Raw genomic sequence first — 17,567 nt, 5'->3', positions numbered from 1 at the left:
TTACCCACGGCCATTACGACGCGGCCCCAATTGGCATCCTCACCCGCAATAGCCGTTTTGACCAAGGGCGAATTGGCGATTGCTAACCCGACGCGCCGCGCGCTGTCGTTGCTGACGGCCCCCGTAACTTGAATTTCAATAAACTTCTGCGCCCCTTCGCCATCCCGCACCACGAGATGCGCCAATTGGCGACAGACATCGCTCAGTGCCGCTGCAAAGGCGTCGGCCCCAGCGTCATCAAAAGAGGTTAATCGCGCATTGCCTGCCTTGCCTGTGGCAAAGGCCAACACTGTGTCGCTTGTGGAGGTGTCGCTGTCCACCGTAATGCAGCTAAAGCTTGCTTGATTGGCGGCAGACAAAAGCTGCTGCAAGAAAGCGGCGTCGACGGCGGCGTCGGTGAAGATATAACCCAACATCGTCGCCATGTCCGGAGCGATCATGCCAGAACCCTTGATGATGCCGACAATCTGCACCTTGCGGCCATCGACCATCGCGCTTGCCGTTGCGCCCTTGGCAAAGGTGTCCGTGGTGCCGATGCCATCAGTGACATCTTCCCAACTGCAGGATGCAGCATCAAAAGCCGCCTCAAGACCTGCCTGCGCCTTGTCGATGGGCAAAGGCACGCCAATGACGCCCGTTGAAGAGACGAATATTTCCGTCGTGTCGCAGTTCAAATGGGCCGCCACTTGGCCTGTAATCGCGTCCACGGCATCTTTGCCCCGCTGCCCAGTGAAAGCGTTGCTATTGCCCGCATTCACCACCAAGGCGCGCGCACTGCCATGCTGCAAATGCGCACGGCACAGATCAACCTCGGCTGAACAACACAGATTTTGCGTGGTGACGCCCGCAACCGTCGTGCCTGCATCAAACGTCACATAGCTGAGGTCACAGCGGTCCCATTCCTTATACCCCGCGCGGGCAACATATGGTGTCGCTCCCGCGATGTCGGGCATGACTGGAAAAGGAATGGCGAGTGGAGAAGTGCTGGACAAGTAACTGTAACCTTGTAATAATTTTAGAAATTTCTGGAGGGCGTGTAAATGGTGTATTTTGTTTATCTGTTGGCCGCAATTGGCGCAACTGGCAATGCACGCTAGTCAGGGCGCTTCGGGATAGACGGAGCGGCTTTGTGTCCCTATAGGTCAGTGCGCACCTAACAGGGCCATATATGCGTTTACTGATTTATCTACTGGCGATGATGAGCGGTTTTTCCGCTGCCGAGGCGGCGCGTCCGGTCTCTTCGTCGTCTGCGTCAGTGGATACGGCGGTTGCGCAGGCTTATGTTGCTGCTGCTGCGTTGGAGGCCGTTGCCGCTTGCGAACCCGTGGTCCAAGAGACCGCGAAGGCGCGGGCGTCACTTGCGCCCGCCATTGGTGAAGCCACCTCGGTTGCCGTAACGCCAGATACGCCGGTTGACCGGCATGATATCATTTTAGGTTAGGCTTTCTGCGCCCTTTGAGGCGCCATAGCTACCTACCGCGCGCCGTTCGTGCGCGTCCCCTAAATATTTTGAAGGAATTATCCATGCTCGGCGGATTTGCCAAAGCCATATTCGGGTCGTCGAACGACCGTTACGTTAAATCGATTATGAAGATCGTTGAAAAGATCAACGCGCTTGAAGTCGACATCGCCGCCATGGACGATGAACGTTTGAAAGGTCAAACACAGCTATTTCGCGATCGTCTGGCGGCTGGTGAGACGCTTGACGATATCCTGCCTGAGGCTTTTGCCACGGTGCGCGAAGTATCAAAGCGCGTGATGGGCATGCGCCATTTCGATGTTCAGATGGTCGGCGGCATTGTGCTGCATCGCGGCGAAATCGCCGAAATGCGCACAGGTGAGGGTAAAACCTTGACCGAAACATTAGCATGCTATCTCAATGCGTTAGAAGGCAAGGGTGTTCATGTTGTGACCGTGAACGACTATCTGGCCCGCCGTGACGCGGAATGGATGGGCCGGATTTACGGGTTCCTTGGCCTTACGACGGGCGTCGTCGTTCCAAGCATCGCTGAATATGAACGCCGCGATGCGTATAATTGCGACATTACTTACGCAACGAACAATGAACTTGGCTTCGATTATTTGCGCGACAATATGAAATATGAGCGCGCGCAAATGGTGCAGCGCCCATTCAACTTTGCGATTGTCGATGAAGTCGATTCTATCTTGGTCGATGAAGCCCGGACGCCGCTGATTATTTCGGGGCCGACCGATGACAAATCCGAACTATATATGCAGGTCCACGCCGTGGTTCTCCAGTTGGACGAGGGCGATTATGAGAAGGACGAGAAGAGCCGTAACGTCACCTTGACTGAAGATGGCACTGAGAAAGTCGAGCGCTTGCTTGAGGACGCTGGCTTGCTGACGGGCTCTAATCTGTATGATTATGAAAATACCTTGGTCGTGCACCATCTCGACCAAGCCCTAAAAGCCAATGTCATGTTCAAGCGCGACATTGATTATATCGTCAAGGATGGCAAGGTCATCATCATCGACGAATTTACCGGTCGTATGATGGATGGACGTCGCTGGTCCAACGGCCTGCACCAAGCAGTTGAGGCCAAAGAGGGCGTGGTTATTGAGCCAGAAAATCAGACGCTGGCGACCATCACTTTCCAGAATTATTTCCGCATGTATCCCAAATTGTCCGGCATGACGGGTACAGCGGCTACCGAAGCCGGCGAGTTTCATGAAATTTACAAGCTAAACGTCGTCGAAATACCGACCAATTTGCCCGTGCAGCGTGTGGACGAGGACGACCAGTTCTACAAAAACACGCAAGATAAATTCGGCGCTATCGCCAAGACTATCAAAGAAGCCAATGACCGCGGTCAGCCCGTTTTGGTTGGAACGGTATCGATTGAAAAATCGGAATTGCTGGCTGAATTTTTGGAAAAAGAAGGCGTCCAGCACAGCGTCCTGAACGCCCGATTCCATGAAAGCGAAGCACATATTGTCGCACAAGCCGGGCGCTTGGGCAGCGTTACCATCGCCACCAACATGGCGGGTCGCGGTACGGATATTCAATTGGGTGGCAACTTTGAATTTCGGTTGAATGACGAATTGCGTGACATGCCCGAAGGTTCGGAGCGCGATGCCGCCATTCAAGCGTTGCAGGACGAAATCGCCGCCGAAAAAGCGAAGGTCATCGAAGCTGGTGGATTGTTTGTCCTTGCCACAGAGCGCCATGAAAGCCGCCGTATCGATAACCAGTTGCGCGGCCGTTCAGGGCGTCAGGGGGATCCTGGACTTTCCCGCTTCTATTTGTCGCTAGACGATGATCTTTTGCGTATTTTTGGGTCCGAAACCCTGTTCTCCAAAATGATGAACTCCAGCCTCGAAGACGGGGAAGCGATTGGCGGTAAATGGCTGTCCAAAGCGATCGAAACCGCGCAGAAAAAGGTCGAGGCGCGCAATTACGATATTCGGAAACAGTTGGTCGAATATGACAATGTCATGAATGATCAGCGCAAGGTCATTTATGAACAACGCAGTGACATCATGGATGCGGAAGCTGTCGATGACATCATTGACGATATGCTCAACGATACCGTCAACAACCTTGTTGGCGACCATTGCCCCGAAGGTACATATCCTGAGCAATGGAATGTGGAGGGCCTCAAGCAAAAATGCGCTGAGGTGCTTGGCCTTACGCCCGATATCGACAGTTGGTTGCAGGAAGACGGGCTTGAACCTGAAATCATCGAAACCCGCATTGCCGAATTGGCGAGCGCGAGATTCAAGGCCAAGGGCGCTACGCTAGATGAAACCATCTGGCGTCAGGTTGAAAAAAGCATCTTGCTGCAAACGCTGGACCATCATTGGAAAGAGCATTTGTCCACGCTCGATGCCCTGCGTCAAGTGATTTATCTGCGTGCGTATGCGCAGAAGAACCCAGTCAATGAATATAAGCAAGAAGCCTTTGGCCTGTTTGAACGCATGCTGTCCGCCATTCGCGAAGGCGTGACCAAAACCATCGCCACCAATGATTTCCGCGCCGAAGAAGAATTTGTACCCCAAGATTTACCCGAGTTGCCCGATTTCCTGACAACGCATATCGACCCGTTGACGGGTGCAGATAATAAAGACGACAGTGACGGCGCTGCGCTTGGGTTGGTGACAACGACAATCCCACGCGCTTCGGCTCCATCGGGTTTCAATGACCCATATGCAGGTGACCCTGATCTGCGCCGTAACGACCCATGTCCTTGCGGTTCGGGACAAAAATATAAGCACTGTCACGGCGCTTATTGATGATTTGATGCGGGGAGGACGAAGATGTTCTGGCTAGCCGGCCTCTTTGCTCTCGTCGCATTTGTCTATGCATCAGTTGGCTTTGGCGGCGGGTCGACTTACACGGCGCTTCTTGCCTTGTGGGGGGTGGATTACCGGCTGATCCCGGTGATTGCACTGGTCTGCAATATCATCGTCGTTACTGGGGGCAGTATTCGCTTCGTGCGCGCTGGCTTGGTGTCTTGGCGGCAAGTTCTGCCTTTGCTTATGGTATCAGCGCCGCTCGCCTTTTTAGGGGGGCTTGTGCCGCTGAAACAAGTCGTGTTCCTCACCATATTGGGCGGCACGTTGCTGGCGTCTGCAATTGCCCTATTTCTCCAAGCGGACAAGATGGCGCCGCGCGCCGTTCCCAAGCCTGTGGTGTTGGCGCTTTCAGGCGCGGTGGGCTTGCTCGCGGGGTTGTCGGGCATTGGCGGGGGCATATTTATGGCACCGGTTTTACACCTGATCCGTTGGGCAGAGGCACGCCGGATTGCGGCTTTTGCATCGCTTTACATATTGATTAACTCGGCAGCTGGCTTGCTAGGGCAAATACTGAAATCAGGGGCGCATTCGCTTGCGGAGCCTGCGCTGCAATATGGACTGCTGCTCGGCGCTGTGTTGGTCGGCGGACAAATGGGCAGCCTGTTCGGCATGCGCTATCTATCACCACATTTGTTACGTGTACTCACGGCGTTGCTGGTTGGCTATGCCGCGCTCCGGCTGCTCTGGCAGGCCCATGGGCCATTTTAGCATCTGCTTAGCCAGAAAAATGGCTCCCCGGGAGGGATTCGAACCCCCGACCAATTGATTAACAGTCAACTGCTCTACCACTGAGCTACCAGGGAACAGCCCGATATGTTCGGGCAGAGGCGCGCCTATAGCAGCGCTTTTTTGCTTTTGGCAAGCGTCCATTGCCCGTTCAGACAATAAATTGTTCCATCGATATGCGATCATCCAAAGCATGCTCGGGATCGAACAACAATGTGAGCGCGCGGTTGCGGTCCAAGGCGACTTCGACAGAGGCAATATCACGGATTTCGCGTTGATCTGCCACGGCGCTAACCGGCCTTTTACTGGCCTCTAATATTTTGATCCGGATGACATAGCGGTCGGGCAATATTGCGCCCTTCCAACGTCGTGGTCGAAAAGGGCTGATGGGGGTCAAAGCGAGCAACGAAGAGTCCAATGGCAAAATTGGGCCATTGGCGGATAAATTATATGCAGTGGATCCAGCGGGCGTTGAGACCAATATGCCATCGCAAATGAGTTCAGGGATGACTGCTCTGCCGTTGACGGAAATCTCCAGCTTCGCCGCTTGACGCGTTTCGCGCAGCAGCGACACTTCGTTAATGGCGGGCAAGGTAAATTTTTGACCGCTGATTGTGGTTATGTCTGCCGTCAATGGACGGACAGAAAATGACTTGGCGCGTTGAAGGCGTCTGGGAAGGTCATGCACGTCCCAGCTATTCATCAAAAAGCCAATTGTGCCGCGGTTCATGCCATAAGCCGGAATGTCGCGGCGGTTTTCCAATAATTGGTGCAAGACCTGAAGCATGTGCCCGTCGCCACCAAGCACAATGACAGCATCAGCGACGTCAAGCGGCACAAACTCATGCACTTCGCGCAATAGTGCCTCAGCTTCACGGGCTTGCGGGGTTGCCGACGAGATGATCGCAAGTTGCATATTTTGGTTCATCCACCTGTTGCGTTCATATGCCGCGCGAGCCGGAGATCAGGCTGCGCCAACTGTGTTTCGAATTCATGGCGCTGGGGTTTAAGCCGCAAAGCCCGTTGAAGCAAATAATCGACATCTGTAAGCGTGTCCTCACGCAGCGCCTTGCGCAAATCGACGTGCAGTTCCGAGCCAAGGCACATATAAATTTTGCCGTCGGTGGTGAGGCGGATCCGGTTGCAATGGTCGCAGAAATTATGGCTCATGGGTGTGATGAGACCAAGGCGCAGGCCCAAGGGCTCCACGCGCCAATAACGCGCAGGGCCGGCGCTCTTATGCGCTAAAGGATGGAGATCATAAAGTTCGCGCAAAGGTGCGGTGAAATCATCGAGCGCGATGTAGCTCTCTTCGCGTTCCAAAACGCCAGCGCCCAAGGGCATGGTTTCTATCAATGTGAGATCAAGCCCATTTTCTGCGCAGAAATGCGCCATGGGTAAAAGCGCGTCTTCATTCTGCTGCTTCAGCGCGACCATGTTGATTTTGACATCCATGCCGTGCGCGCGCGCCGCATTTATGCCGGCCAACACCGTATCGAGGTCACCACCCCGGCTGATCCGGCGACAGGCTTCGGCATCCAACGTATCGAGGCTGACATTTATCCGCTTCATGCCCGCTGATGCCAATAATGGCGCGAACTGTTCCAATCGGCTGCCATTGGTTGTCATGGTCAGTTCTTCGAGAGCGCCGCTGCGCACATGCCGACCAAGCGCCTCAATCAAGATATGGATATCGCGCCGAACAAGGGGTTCGCCGCCGGTAAGTCGGATTTTGCGGATGCCATGGGCGATGAACCGTTCCACCAAAACCAGGATTTCGTCATAGGTAAGGAGGTCGCGGTGCGGCAAAAAGCTTTGCTGTTCTGGCATGCAATAGGTGCAACGAAAATTGCAACGGTCGATCACCGATATGCGTAAATAGTCGATATTGCGTCCGAAACCGTCGATCATTTTTGCGATGTAAGCGCAAAACCGTGCGGACGAAAGCTGAATCCAACAGCGGCAAGGGGAAGGGTCGGATTATCCGTATCGCCCTTTACCCTCATCCGCTGTGCAGCTTTGGCCCGAAGCTTGGTCTAACCCGATTTACGCGCCAGGCTGGCGAGGCCGCGTGACAGTTGTAAGCATCCGTTCAACCGCGCCACAGGGTCGCCCCAAACGCGGTTGATCACCAGCTTACTGTCGGGGCGCAACTTTGCAGTTTGGCCAAGCTTGTCGACATAAGCGAGTAATCCGGCAACGTTGGGCGGCGTATCCTGATGGAAGCTGACCAACGTCCCGCGCGCGCCGACTTCGATCTTCGCAACCTTTGCGATGAGTGCGTTTTGCTTGATCTGGATAAGCTTGAGCAGATTTTGTGTGGGTTCGGGGATCGGACCAAATCGGTCGGTCATTTCCGCAGCAAAGCCTTCGACGTCTTGGCCCTCTTCGAGATCGTTCAAGCGGCGATACAGCGCCATACGGACCGACAGGTCGGGGACATAATCTTCGGGTATAAGGATTGGCGCGTCGATGGTGATTTGCGGCGAGAAGCTGCCACGCGGCTTGGCCAGCCCTTGCGCCCCTGCACGGGCCTCCAAAATCGCTTCTTCAAGCATCGATTGATATAATTCAAAGCCGACTTCCTTGATGTGGCCCGATTGCTCGTCACCCACCAAATTGCCTGCGCCGCGAATGTCGAGGTCATGGCTTGCAAGCTGGAAGCCTGCGCCAAGGCTATCGAGGTCGCCCAGCACCTTCAGGCGTTTCTCCGCTGTCTCCGTCAGAACACGGTTTGGTTCATGGGTCAGATAGGCATAAGCACGCGTCTTTGAACGTCCAACCCGCCCACGTAGCTGATATAATTGCGCAAGACCGAAACGGTCGGCGCGATGGATGATCAGGGTATTAGCGCTGGGGATATCAAGGCCACTTTCCACGATCGTGGTCGACAGCAGGACATCATACCGCTTTTCGTAGAAAGCGCTCATGCGCTCCTCAACTTGTGTGGGCGACATTTGGCCATGCGCCGTGACATATTTCACTTCGGGTATTTCGGTCCGCAGATATTCCTCGATCTCGGTCAAATCTGCAATGCGCGGCACAACAAAGAAGCTTTGTCCGCCGCGATAATGTTCGCGCAGCAAAGCCTCGCGCAGCACGACCGGATCCCATGGCATAACATAGGTGCGCACGGCCAGACGATCGACCGGTGGGGTTTGAATGACCGACAATTCACGCAGGCCCGACATCGCCATTTGCAATGTGCGCGGGATGGGGGTCGCGGTGAGCGTGAGCATATGCACGTCTGTTTTGAGTGCCTTCAACTGTTCCTTGTGATTAACCCCGAAACGTTGTTCTTCGTCTACAATGACAAGCCCAAGGCGTTTGAACGCGAGCGACTTTGCCAGCACGGCATGCGTCCCGATCACAATATCCACGGTTCCATCGGCAAGGCCTTCACGGGTTTGCGCGGCTTCTGCAGCGGGCACAAGCCGCGACAGCCGACCCAATTTCAAAGGCAAATCACGAAAACGTTCGGCAAAGTTCGCATAATGCTGCCGAGCCAGCAGGGTTGTTGGCGCAATGACGGCGACCTGAAGCCCCGCCATCGCCGCGGCAAAAGCAGCGCGCATCGCAACCTCGGTTTTCCCAAAGCCGACATCGCCGCACACCAGACGATCCATAGGCTTGCCAGCCGACAGATCCTGAAGCACTTCTTCAATCACGCGGAACTGATCTTCGGTTTCCTCATAAGGGAAGCGATCCACGAAGCTTGCATAAGCAGGGCCATCAACTTCAATTATGGCACCCGGCCGCAATGCCCGTTCGGCAGCGGTTTTGAGCAGCTCGCCGGCAATGGCGCGGATGCGTTCTTTCAACTTTGACTTGCGCCGCTGCCATGCTTCGCCGCCCAATTTGTCGAGCGTGACATGCTCGCTGTCTGAACCATAACGGGACAGCACGTCGATATTTTCAACCGGCACGTATAATTTGTCGCCGCCCGCATAAGTAAGGGCAACGCAGTCGTGCGGACTGTTGCCGACGGGGATGGATATCAGGCCATCATATCGTCCGATACCATGGTCTTGATGGACAACAAGGTCACCCGGCGTCAGCGCGGCCAATTCGGCCAAGAAAGCGTCTGCTGACTTGCGCCGCTTCTGACGCCGTACAAGACGGTCGCCCAGCATGTCCTGTTCGCTCAGCACCACAAGGTCAGGCGCAGTATAGCCATGGTCCAGCGGCAGAACGACAATGGCGGTTTGTCCCGCCGCAACGCCCAAGGCTTGTTGCCAACTATCGGCCGCTACAATCGTCGGTGCCTTATGCTCGGCCAGTAACCCCTTCAACCGTTCGCGCGCGCCACCTGAGTAGCTGGCGATGATTGTTTTGGTTTTGGCGGCGTGCAACGATTTAAGATGCGCGGCGACCGCCTCATATACATTTACCTTTTGCGCCCGTTCCGGCGCGAAGTCGCGCGCGGCACCAATGCCGAAGTCGATTATGTTTGCTGAGTCCGGTTGCGCAAAGGGTGTGACGAGATGCGCGGCATTATCTGCAAATAATTGGTCGAGTTCATCGCCGCTCAAATATAGCATTTCCGGCGGGAGTGGACGGTAGCTTCCAGGCTCCGCCGCCTGCGCTTTCACGCGGTTTTCGTGATAGTCGGTGATGGAGTCGAGCCGTGACTGCCCCGCCGCAATCGCGCCGCTGTCTCGGATAATCAAGGCGTCCGCGCCAACATGGTCAAATATCGTCGCCATCCGCTCTTCGAACAAAGGCAACCAATGGTCCATGCCGGACAGCCTGCGGCCTTCGGACACCGCTTGATATAATGGGTCGCCCGTTGCCGTGACGCCAAATCGTTCGCGGTAGCCCACACGGAAGCGTTTGATGGCCTCTTCATCCATTAAAGCTTCAACGGCGGGTAAGATGTCGAAATGCTCGACCTGATCAATGCTGCGTTGGTCCGATGGGTTAAAGCGGCGGATGCTTTCAATTTCATCGCCAAAGAAATCGAGGCGAAGGCCGACTTCGCTGCCAGCGGGAAACAGATCGACAATGCTGCCACGGATAGCGAATTCGCCAGCGTCGGCAACGGTGTCCACGCGGAAATATCCGTTTGATTGCAACAAGGACGCCAGCCGTTCGCGGCTGATTTCGCGACCGGCGGTTAATCGTTCGCCTGTCTGGCGGATACGGAACGGCGTCACATATTTTTGAATAACCGCGCCGATGGTCGTAACCACAAGCTGCTTCTTTTTTGTTGGCTGCTGGAGTGCTTGCAGCGTCGACATACGCTGCGAGGTGACAGCGACGGAGGGCGAAGCGCGGTCGTAGGGAAGGCAATCCCAACCCGGCAGAATCAGGATTTCGATTTCAGGTGCAAAAAATGGCACGGCATCGGCAATGGCGCGCATCGCCGATTCATCGGGCGCAATATACAGCGCGCGCGTTTTCGCCGCGCGCGTCAGGTCCGCCAGCAACAACGGTGCAAAGCCATTTGGCACCGACGCAAGCGTAAGTGCTTGGCGGCTGTTTATGATGCGTTGCAGGTCAATCATGACTTATGCGTGCTAAGTCCTTCAGGAAGAACAATGAAATCCAGTTTCATCATCTGGTCCATCAATGGGCCAGCAAAGGCCGGGTCAGGCTCAGCGGTGCCAAGCGCCCATGCCATGATATCAACATCCTGTTCATCCAGCAGGCGTTCAAACCATTCATACTCAACCGCGCCCCATTGCGCGGAGCAATGATCGAAAAATCCACCGACCATAGCATCGGCTTCCCGCGTGCCACGATGGTGCGCGCGATAATGCAGTTTGCGACGATAAGGGTCAGCGTCCATGTCACGCATCCTTTAAGTTTCTGGTGGAATATGATTATCGGGTTATAAGCGGCCCTAGTCATGCGCCCCGATATACTCAATCCGTTATTTACAGACATTCGTGCCTTAAAAGGTGTTGGCCCTGGTCTTGCCAAGCCGTTGGAGCGGCTTGGGCTGGAGCGGGTGAAGGACGTTCTGTATCATTTTCCCAATAGCTGGACCTATCGCAAGGCGGTGTCCTGTTTGGATGTGGCCGATGTTGGCCGGAATATCATCCTAACCGTTACGGTCATGGATCACCGGGGCGCAAGCAGCCCGCGCGCGCCATTGCGCATATTCGCGGCGGATGCTGGAGGCAATTACATCACGCTGACATTTTTTGGCAGGAATGGCGGTTGGGCGCGTAAGCAGCTTCCGGTCGGCGAAACGCGCATCATATCGGGCAAACTTGACCGTTATGGAGATGAACTTCAGATGGTGCATCCCGATCATGTGGTGCCCATCGGTAGCGATACCTCGCCGGGGTTGGCCGAGCCGATTTATCCCTTGTCCGATGGCCTAACCAACAAGCGCATGGGGCAATTGGTGGCGACATCGTTGCAAGACGTGCCTGATTTGGCGGAGTGGATTGAGCCGACCTTGTTATCCAGTCGTGGGTGGTCCAGTTGGTCGAAGTCTATCAACCTACTGCACAACAAGGATGACCAAGACGCGCGGGATAGGCTGGCTTATGATGAGCTATTCAGCAACCAACTTGCCATGCGATTAATCCGCGCGGCAATGGACAAACGCGCCGCTGTGCCGATACGCGGTGACGGCTCTTTGGTGTCAAAGCTGACATTGCCCTTTGCGCTCACAGGCGCGCAGCAGCGTGCCATAACCGAGATTGAAGGCGATCTTGCGCAGTCGCGGCCAATGCTCCGCCTGCTGCAAGGTGATGTCGGCGCTGGCAAGACAATGGTCGCGCTGATGGCGTTGTTGCGCGGCGTTGAGGCAGGTATGCAGTCCGCGATGCTCGCGCCGACAGAAATTCTTGCGCGGCAGCATTATGCCAGCCTTCAAAAGATACTCTCAGGCTTACCCATCAACATTGCGATTCTTACCGGTCGCGAAAAAGGCAGCTTGCGCGAGGCAACTTTGATGGGGCTTGCCGATGGATCAATTCACATCCTTGTTGGCACCCATGCGATATTTCAGGAGGCTGTGACCTATAAGGCGCTCGCAGTGGCGGTGATTGACGAGCAACACCGCTTTGGCGTCTCACAAAGGCTAATGCTGTCCCGCAAGGGCAGGGGCGTGCCGCATTTGTTGGTTATGACAGCAACCCCGATACCACGGAGCCTTGCGCTCGCGGCTTATGGTGAAATGGATAGCTCGATCTTAGACGAGCTTCCTCCAGGGCGGACGCCGGTTGAAACCCGCGTGATGTCTCAGGAGCGGCTGGAAGAACTGGTTGAAGGCGTTGCCCGGCATTTGGCTGCGGGAAAGCAGGCATTTTGGGTCTGTCCTCTTGTTGAAGAGAGCGACAAAAGTGACCTTGCCGCCGCCGAGCAACGTGCTGAACAGCTTCGTCTGCGCTTTGGTGATCAGGTTGCGTTGGTGCACGGCCGTATGCGCGGCCCGGAAAAAGACGCTGTCATGGAACGCTTCGTAGCAGGTGAAACCCGCTTGCTGGTTGCAACAACGGTGATTGAGGTTGGCGTGGATGTTCCCAATGCCAGCCTTATGGTGATTGAGGCAGCAGACCGCTTTGGTCTTGCCCAGCTCCACCAGTTGCGCGGGCGGGTTGGTCGAGGGGCCGAAAAATCGGTCTGTATCCTGGTCCGCAGCACACAGATTGGCGAAACCGCAAGGGCCCGACTGGCGTTGATGCGCGAAACGAACGATGGTTTTCGCGTTGCTGAGGAAGATTTGAAACTGCGCGGCGCGGGCGAATTGCTGGGCACAAGGCAGTCGGGCGAAAACCCGTTTCGAGTCGCCACGTCTGAACAGGTCCGCGCGCTGATTGGTGTCGCTGCAGACGATGCGCGGTTGTTGCTTGACCGCGATGGCGGGCTTGATGGCGCGCGCGGTCAAGCGGCGCGGATAGCGTTATACTTGTTTGAAAGAGATGCAGGTGTTGCCACCCTGCGCGGCGGTTAGCAGCTTGTGTGACCAATCTCGTCTAGCAGCACGAGAAAATCAGGGAAACGCAGCACGCGTTCAAATTGCAGTCCCGCGCGCTGGGCCAGCGTCCAGATAACTAGCGCTTCAATCCGGCCAATGATCGGGAGCTTTAATTCAACCCGTTCGCCGCGTTCGTAACCGGGGTTGTTGTCGATCATGAACCCATGCGCAGAAATGTTCACGATATGGATATACTGATCGCCATGCCGGCGGCTTTCCGCAATCAATTTATGGTCGGTACGGTGCCGCGCCGCGCGACGTAAACTCATATCTGCATTTTGTAAGGCTTGCGCCATGTTCATCACCCCATGCGCTGTTTACATGAAACAGCAATATGGGCCAGAATTACGAATAATTGGTAAACCTATGCCAATGGGAAAGGGCAGGTTATACGAAGTTGATTAAACCGTGCTTTTTCTTTCCCGCAGAGATTTTGACAGGGGCTGCTTGAGCCGAAATAACTGCGTCTTCGTCTGTCACGGCGTCGCCATCAAGGCGTGCGCCGCCGCCTTGGATCATCCGGCGCGCTTCTTTCTTTGAAGCGACAAAGTTCAAGCCAACCAATGCGTCAATGAGTGAAATGTCGCCCGAAGCGTCAAAGCTGGGTAAGTCACCGCCGCTTGTGCCTTCTTCAAATGTCTTACGTGCGGTTTCCGATGCAAGGGTCGCGGCGTCTGTGCCACGGCACAATTCGGTCGCGGCATTGGCCAAGGCGATCTTGGCCGCGTTGATGTCCGAACCGCCGAGTGCTTCAAGCCGCTCAATTTCGTCTAGCGGGATATCGGTGAACAAGCGCAGGAAACGACCCACGTCACGATCGTCCGTATTCCGCCAGAATTGCCAATAATCATAGTCCGGCAATTGTTCACGGTTCAGCCAAATCGCGCCAGAGACCGACTTGCCCATCTTTGAACCATCGGCTTTTGTAATCAGTGGGGTCGTTAGGCCAAAAACGTCGGCGCCGTCCATCCGGCGGGCAAGTTCCATGCCGTTAATGATGTTGCCCCATTGGTCGGAGCCGCCCATTTGCAAGCGAACGCCCATAGTCTTGCTCAAATGTCGGAAGTCATAGCCTTGCAAGATCATATAGTTGAATTCGAGGAAGGTCATCGGCTGTTCGCGCTCAAGGCGCAGCTTCACCGAATCAAATGTCAGCATGCGATTGATGGTGAAATGCGTGCCAACCTGCTGCAGCAATTCGATATATCCCAACTTTCCAAGCCAGTCATGATTGTTGACCATCACCGCGTCGGTCGGGCCGTCGCCAAATGTCAGAAATTTTTCGAACGCCGTTCGGATGGAATTGATGTTCGCTTCGATCGTCTCGTCCGTCAGCATTTTGCGGACTTCGTCCTTGCCCGTCGGGTCACCAATACGCGTCGTTCCGCCGCCCATGACCACTACAGGCTTATGGCCCGCTTGCTGCAATCGGCGCAGCAGCATGATCGAGACAAGATTGCCGACATGAAGCGATGGCGCGGTCGCGTCGAAGCCGATATAGCCTGGAACAATCTCTTTGGATGCCAATGCGTCAAGCGCAGGGGCATCGGTCGTCTGGTGAATATAGCCACGTGCATCGAGCAGGCGGAGGAGATCGGATTTATAAGCAGTCATAACGCGTCCGCGCCTAGCATGGAGTTTCGACATTGGCCAATATTTCAATAACTGAAGTGCCGATGATATGCCACGTGCAGTCGCTAGCCGGCTGTATTGAGCGTATCGATGTTACGATTACGCTTGGGACAAGCGGCGAAGTTACGTTGACCTATCGCGTGTCTGCCGAAATAGCCGCTCTAGAAATTCCGGCCCTGTCAACGCCGCGCCGCATTGACGGTCTATGGAAAAGCGCTTGTTTTGAACTGTTTATAGGTAATTTTGAAGATGAAAACTATTTAGAGTATAATTTTGCGCCGTCGCGGCAATGGGCAGCATATCAGTTTGCGGGCTATCGTTCGGATATGGCTGAGTTGGAAACAAACACTCCAAACATCACAATCGCACAAGATGCCGATATTCTGACATTGTCCGCAACGCTTCACTTGCCCGATTCTTGGCGCGCACGCAGGCTGCGGGCAGGCATCAGTGCGGTCATCGCGAAGAAAAACGGAGATATTTCCTATTGGGCTGCGGCACACCCTCCGGGCAAGCCAGATTTTCATCATAAGGATTGCTTTGCCGTGCAACTGGAGGCACGAAGCGCGTCATGAAATTTGGAATTGACCGCCTTTTGGCAGAGCCTGAACTTCGTGCCCCCCTGAAGGGCAAGCGCGTTGCTTTATTGGCGCACCCCGCTTCCGTCACGGCGGACCTTACTCATTCGCTGGACGCACTCGCGGTTTTAGGCGACGTCAACGTCACCTCCGCCTTTGGCCCCCAACACGGCCTGCGCGGCGATAAGCAGGACAATATGATGGAATCGCCGGATTTCATGGATCCAGCACATAATATTCCAGTGTTCAGCCTATATGGCGAAGTCCGCCGTCCGACCACAGCGTCTATGGAGACTTTCGATGTCATCCTCATCGATCTGCAGGATCTGGGTTGCCGCATTTACACGTTTATCACGACGCTGCTGTACATATTGGAGGCCGCTGCGGAGCATGGAAAGACAGTTTGGGTATTGGACCGACCAAACCCGGCTGGACGCCCTGTGGAAGGGCTCACGCTGCGTTCTGGATGGGAAAGCTTTGTAGGGGCGGGGCCGATGCCTATGCGACATGGCCTGACGCTGGGCGAGATGGGCAAATGGTTCATCGATCATTATAAAATCAACGTCGATTATCGCGTCATCGCTATGGAGGGCTATGCACCCGACGCTGCGCCAGGCTTCGGTTGGCCTAAGGACCGGCTTTGGATCAACCCAAGCCCCAATGCGGCAAATATTAACATGGCGAGGGCTTATGCGGGCACCGTTTTGCTTGAAGGCACGACTTTGTCTGAGGGCAGGGGTACGACACGCCCTCTTGAGATTTTTGGCGCTCCGGATATCGACGCACGCAAGATCATCGCTGAGATGGAAAACTTCGCGCCTTCATGGTTGCAAGGCTGCAGTCTGCGGGAAGTCTGGTTTGAACCAACTTTCCACAAACATGTGCATCAGCTTTGCCATGGCGTGCATATCCATGCAGAAGGCCCCGGCTATGACCATCAAGCGTTCCAGCCATGGCGGTTGCAGACATTGGCGTTCAAGGCGATCCGGCGGCTGTATCCGGACTATGAACTGTGGCGCGATTTTCCCTATGAATATGAACATGGTAAGCTCGCCATCGACGTTATCAACGGCGGCCCAGCTTTGCGCGAATGGGTTGATGCAGCCGACAGCACGCCAGAGGCATTTGACGCAATGACGTCCATCGATGAGCAGGCTTGGGCCGAAGAACGGCGCAAACATTTACTATATTAATGGCCGTGCTTGCGGCTTAGCTCGCGCATAGCGTCATCCAGACCTTCTAGTGTCAGCGGATACATGCGGTCGTTGACAAGCTCCTTGATGATCTTGGTCGACTGCGAATATCCCCATTGCTTTTCGGGCACGGGGTTCAGCCAAACCGTTGCCGGATAAGTGCTGGTGATGCGGTTCATCCACACCGCGCCTGATTCTTCGTTGAAATGTTCAACCGAACCGCCGGGATGGGTGATCTCATAAGGGCTCATGGAGGCGTCGCCCACCATCACCACTTTATAATCATGCGGGAACTTATGGAGCACGTCCCACATCTGCGTACGCTCACTAAACCGACGCTTATTGTCTTTCCACACGCCTTCATATGGGCAGTTGTGAAAATAGAAAAACTCCAAATTTTTGAATTCACTAGTGGCTGCACTGAATAATTCTTCACAAAGTTTTATGAACGGATCCATCGATCCACCAACATCCAGCATGAGCAGCACCTTAATGGCATTGCGCCGTTCAGGGCGCATTTTAATGTCCAGCCATCCTTGGCGCGCCGTACCGTTTATTGTGGCGTCGATATCCAGCTCTTCCACCGCTCCGTCGCGGGCGAACCGGCGCAATCGGCGCATTGCGATTTTGATATTTCGGGTGCCTAATTCTTTGGTGTTGTCGAGATTTTGGAACTCGCGTTTGTCCCACACTTTGACGGCGCGCTTATGTTTCGATTCGCCACCAATGCGCACGCCTTCAGGGTGGTAGCCCGAATTACCATATGGCGAAGTGCCGCCAGTGCCGACCCATTTATTGCCGCCCTGATGTCGCTTTTCCTGTTCTTCGAGACGCTTTTTCAACGTCTCCATCAATTCGTCCCAGCTGCCCATTTTTTCGATCTTCGCCATCTCCTCGGGCGAGAGATATTTTTCGGCAATGGCTTTCAACCAATCCGCCGGAACATCGACGGGATTTTGTCCATATTCGGTGAAGATACCCTTGAACACCTTGCCAAACACTTGGTCAAAACGGTCAAGCAACGCTTCGTCTTTTACAAGTGTCGCGCGTGCCAGATAGTAAAATTCTTCAGGGCTTTGATCAATGACATCAGCGTCCAAAGCGGCAAGTAAAGCCAGATGCTCCTTCAGCGAAGCCGAGATGCCCGCAGACCGCAACTCTTCCATGAATGAGAAAAACATCGGC

At 54.8% G+C, this 17,567-nt stretch carries 14 protein-coding genes and 1 tRNA gene; 6 read left to right on the top strand and 9 right to left on the bottom strand.

The annotated features are described in order from the left end of the window. A partial coding sequence (gene argJ / locus ACILP3_RS07325; protein WP_395616000.1) for a bifunctional glutamate N-acetyltransferase/amino-acid acetyltransferase ArgJ occupies positions 1-992 on the bottom strand: 992 nt, incomplete at its 3' end. 176 nt (positions 993-1,168) lie between these two features. On the opposite strand from argJ, the gene ACILP3_RS07320 reads away from it, so the two are divergent. The 3 genes from ACILP3_RS07320 to ACILP3_RS07310 all read left to right on the top strand — a co-directional run bounded on the left by ACILP3_RS07320 (position 1,169) and on the right by ACILP3_RS07310 (position 5,025). Then, entirely contained in the window at positions 1,169-1,441 is a 273-nt protein-coding gene (locus ACILP3_RS07320; protein ID WP_395615999.1) for a hypothetical protein, read from the top strand. An 83-nt stretch (positions 1,442-1,524) separates the two neighbouring features. Then, complete coding sequence (gene secA / locus ACILP3_RS07315; protein WP_395616001.1) at positions 1,525-4,254, top strand: preprotein translocase subunit SecA; 2,730 nt, start codon at positions 1,525-1,527, stop codon at positions 4,252-4,254. A gap of 24 nt (positions 4,255-4,278) precedes the next feature. Continuing rightward, positions 4,279-5,025: a sulfite exporter TauE/SafE family protein gene (locus tag ACILP3_RS07310; RefSeq protein ID WP_395615998.1), complete on the top strand. Its 747-nt coding sequence runs from the start codon at positions 4,279-4,281 to the stop codon at positions 5,023-5,025. A gap of 20 nt (positions 5,026-5,045) precedes the next feature. On the opposite strand, the gene ACILP3_RS07305 is transcribed toward ACILP3_RS07310, so the two are convergent. The 5 genes from ACILP3_RS07305 to ACILP3_RS07285 form a co-directional block, all read right to left on the bottom strand. Next, positions 5,046-5,120 (bottom strand) — tRNA-Asn (locus ACILP3_RS07305). Between the two features lie 74 nt (positions 5,121-5,194). Beyond that, entirely contained in the window at positions 5,195-5,971 is a 777-nt protein-coding gene (locus ACILP3_RS07300) for an NAD kinase (RefSeq protein WP_395615997.1), read from the bottom strand. Then, complete coding sequence (moaA, locus tag ACILP3_RS07295; RefSeq protein WP_395615996.1) at positions 5,968-6,954, bottom strand: GTP 3',8-cyclase MoaA; 987 nt, start codon at positions 6,952-6,954, stop codon at positions 5,968-5,970. The genes ACILP3_RS07300 and moaA overlap by 4 nt, the downstream gene beginning before the upstream one ends. 125 nt (positions 6,955-7,079) lie before the next feature. Further along, positions 7,080-10,550, bottom strand: a complete 3,471-nt coding sequence (gene mfd / locus ACILP3_RS07290; RefSeq protein WP_395615995.1) for a transcription-repair coupling factor — start codon at positions 10,548-10,550, stop codon at positions 7,080-7,082. Then, on the bottom strand, positions 10,547-10,834 hold the full coding sequence (locus ACILP3_RS07285) for a succinate dehydrogenase assembly factor 2 (protein ID WP_395615994.1): 288 nt from the start codon (positions 10,832-10,834) through the stop codon (positions 10,547-10,549). The genes mfd and ACILP3_RS07285 overlap by 4 nt, the downstream gene beginning before the upstream one ends. A gap of 60 nt (positions 10,835-10,894) precedes the next feature. On the opposite strand from ACILP3_RS07285, the gene recG reads away from it, so the two are divergent. Beyond that, positions 10,895-12,955, top strand: coding sequence for an ATP-dependent DNA helicase RecG (gene recG, locus ACILP3_RS07280; RefSeq protein WP_395615993.1), 2,061 nt, complete (start codon positions 10,895-10,897; stop codon positions 12,953-12,955). On the opposite strand, the gene ACILP3_RS07275 is transcribed toward recG, so the two are convergent. Both ACILP3_RS07275 and tyrS read right to left on the bottom strand, forming a co-directional pair. Next, the gene (locus ACILP3_RS07275; protein ID WP_395615992.1) at positions 12,952-13,248 is read right to left on the bottom strand and encodes a PilZ domain-containing protein; all 297 of its coding nucleotides are present in this window, start codon (positions 13,246-13,248) and stop codon (positions 12,952-12,954) included. The two genes, recG and ACILP3_RS07275, sit on opposite strands and share 4 nt — an antisense overlap. 118 nt (positions 13,249-13,366) lie before the next feature. After that, positions 13,367-14,593, bottom strand: coding sequence for a tyrosine--tRNA ligase (gene tyrS, locus ACILP3_RS07270; protein WP_395615991.1), 1,227 nt, complete (start codon positions 14,591-14,593; stop codon positions 13,367-13,369). A 74-nt stretch (positions 14,594-14,667) separates the two neighbouring features. Between tyrS and ACILP3_RS07265 the strand changes: the two genes are divergently transcribed. Both ACILP3_RS07265 and ACILP3_RS07260 read left to right on the top strand, forming a co-directional pair. Beyond that, positions 14,668-15,186 (top strand): DOMON-like domain-containing protein, encoded by a 519-nt coding sequence (locus ACILP3_RS07265; protein ID WP_395615990.1) that lies wholly within the window; start codon positions 14,668-14,670, stop codon positions 15,184-15,186. Then, positions 15,183-16,382, top strand: a complete 1,200-nt coding sequence (locus tag ACILP3_RS07260; RefSeq protein WP_395615989.1) for an exo-beta-N-acetylmuramidase NamZ domain-containing protein — start codon at positions 15,183-15,185, stop codon at positions 16,380-16,382. The genes ACILP3_RS07265 and ACILP3_RS07260 overlap by 4 nt, the downstream gene beginning before the upstream one ends. Here the strand turns inward: ACILP3_RS07260 and ACILP3_RS07255 are convergent. Beyond that, on the bottom strand, positions 16,379-17,563 hold the full coding sequence (locus tag ACILP3_RS07255; protein ID WP_395615988.1) for a VWA domain-containing protein: 1,185 nt from the start codon (positions 17,561-17,563) through the stop codon (positions 16,379-16,381). The two genes, ACILP3_RS07260 and ACILP3_RS07255, sit on opposite strands and share 4 nt — an antisense overlap. Between the last annotated feature and the right edge of the window lie 4 nt (positions 17,564-17,567).

Origin of the sequence: Sphingorhabdus sp. (assembly GCF_044239665.1) — a bacterium.
Lineage (GTDB): Bacteria > Pseudomonadota > Alphaproteobacteria > Sphingomonadales > Sphingomonadaceae > Sphingorhabdus_B.
Note: the sequence above shows the minus strand (reverse complement) of the source record. Positions and strands in the feature narration are given on the sequence as shown.

Excerpts from the sequence above, each read along its gene's own strand:
- ACILP3_RS07320 (WP_395615999.1), top strand. The coding sequence starts at position 1,169 with ATGCGTTTACTGATTTATCTACTGGCGATGATGAGCGGTTTTTCCGCT.
- secA (WP_395616001.1), top strand. The coding sequence starts at position 1,525 with ATGCTCGGCGGATTTGCCAAAGCCATATTCGGGTCGTCGAACGACCGT.
- ACILP3_RS07310 (WP_395615998.1), top strand. The coding sequence starts at position 4,279 with ATGTTCTGGCTAGCCGGCCTCTTTGCTCTCGTCGCATTTGTCTATGCA.
- ACILP3_RS07300 (WP_395615997.1), bottom strand. The coding sequence starts at position 5,971 with ATGAACCAAAATATGCAACTTGCGATCATCTCGTCGGCAACCCCGCAA.
- moaA (WP_395615996.1), bottom strand. The coding sequence starts at position 6,954 with ATGATCGACGGTTTCGGACGCAATATCGACTATTTACGCATATCGGTG.
- mfd (WP_395615995.1), bottom strand. The coding sequence starts at position 10,550 with ATGATTGACCTGCAACGCATCATAAACAGCCGCCAAGCACTTACGCTT.
- ACILP3_RS07285 (WP_395615994.1), bottom strand. The coding sequence starts at position 10,834 with ATGGACGCTGACCCTTATCGTCGCAAACTGCATTATCGCGCGCACCAT.
- recG (WP_395615993.1), top strand. The coding sequence starts at position 10,895 with ATGCGCCCCGATATACTCAATCCGTTATTTACAGACATTCGTGCCTTA.
- ACILP3_RS07275 (WP_395615992.1), bottom strand. The coding sequence starts at position 13,248 with ATGAGTTTACGTCGCGCGGCGCGGCACCGTACCGACCATAAATTGATT.
- tyrS (WP_395615991.1), bottom strand. The coding sequence starts at position 14,593 with ATGACTGCTTATAAATCCGATCTCCTCCGCCTGCTCGATGCACGTGGC.
- ACILP3_RS07260 (WP_395615989.1), top strand. The coding sequence starts at position 15,183 with ATGAAATTTGGAATTGACCGCCTTTTGGCAGAGCCTGAACTTCGTGCC.
- ACILP3_RS07255 (WP_395615988.1), bottom strand. The coding sequence starts at position 17,563 with ATGTTTTTCTCATTCATGGAAGAGTTGCGGTCTGCGGGCATCTCGGCT.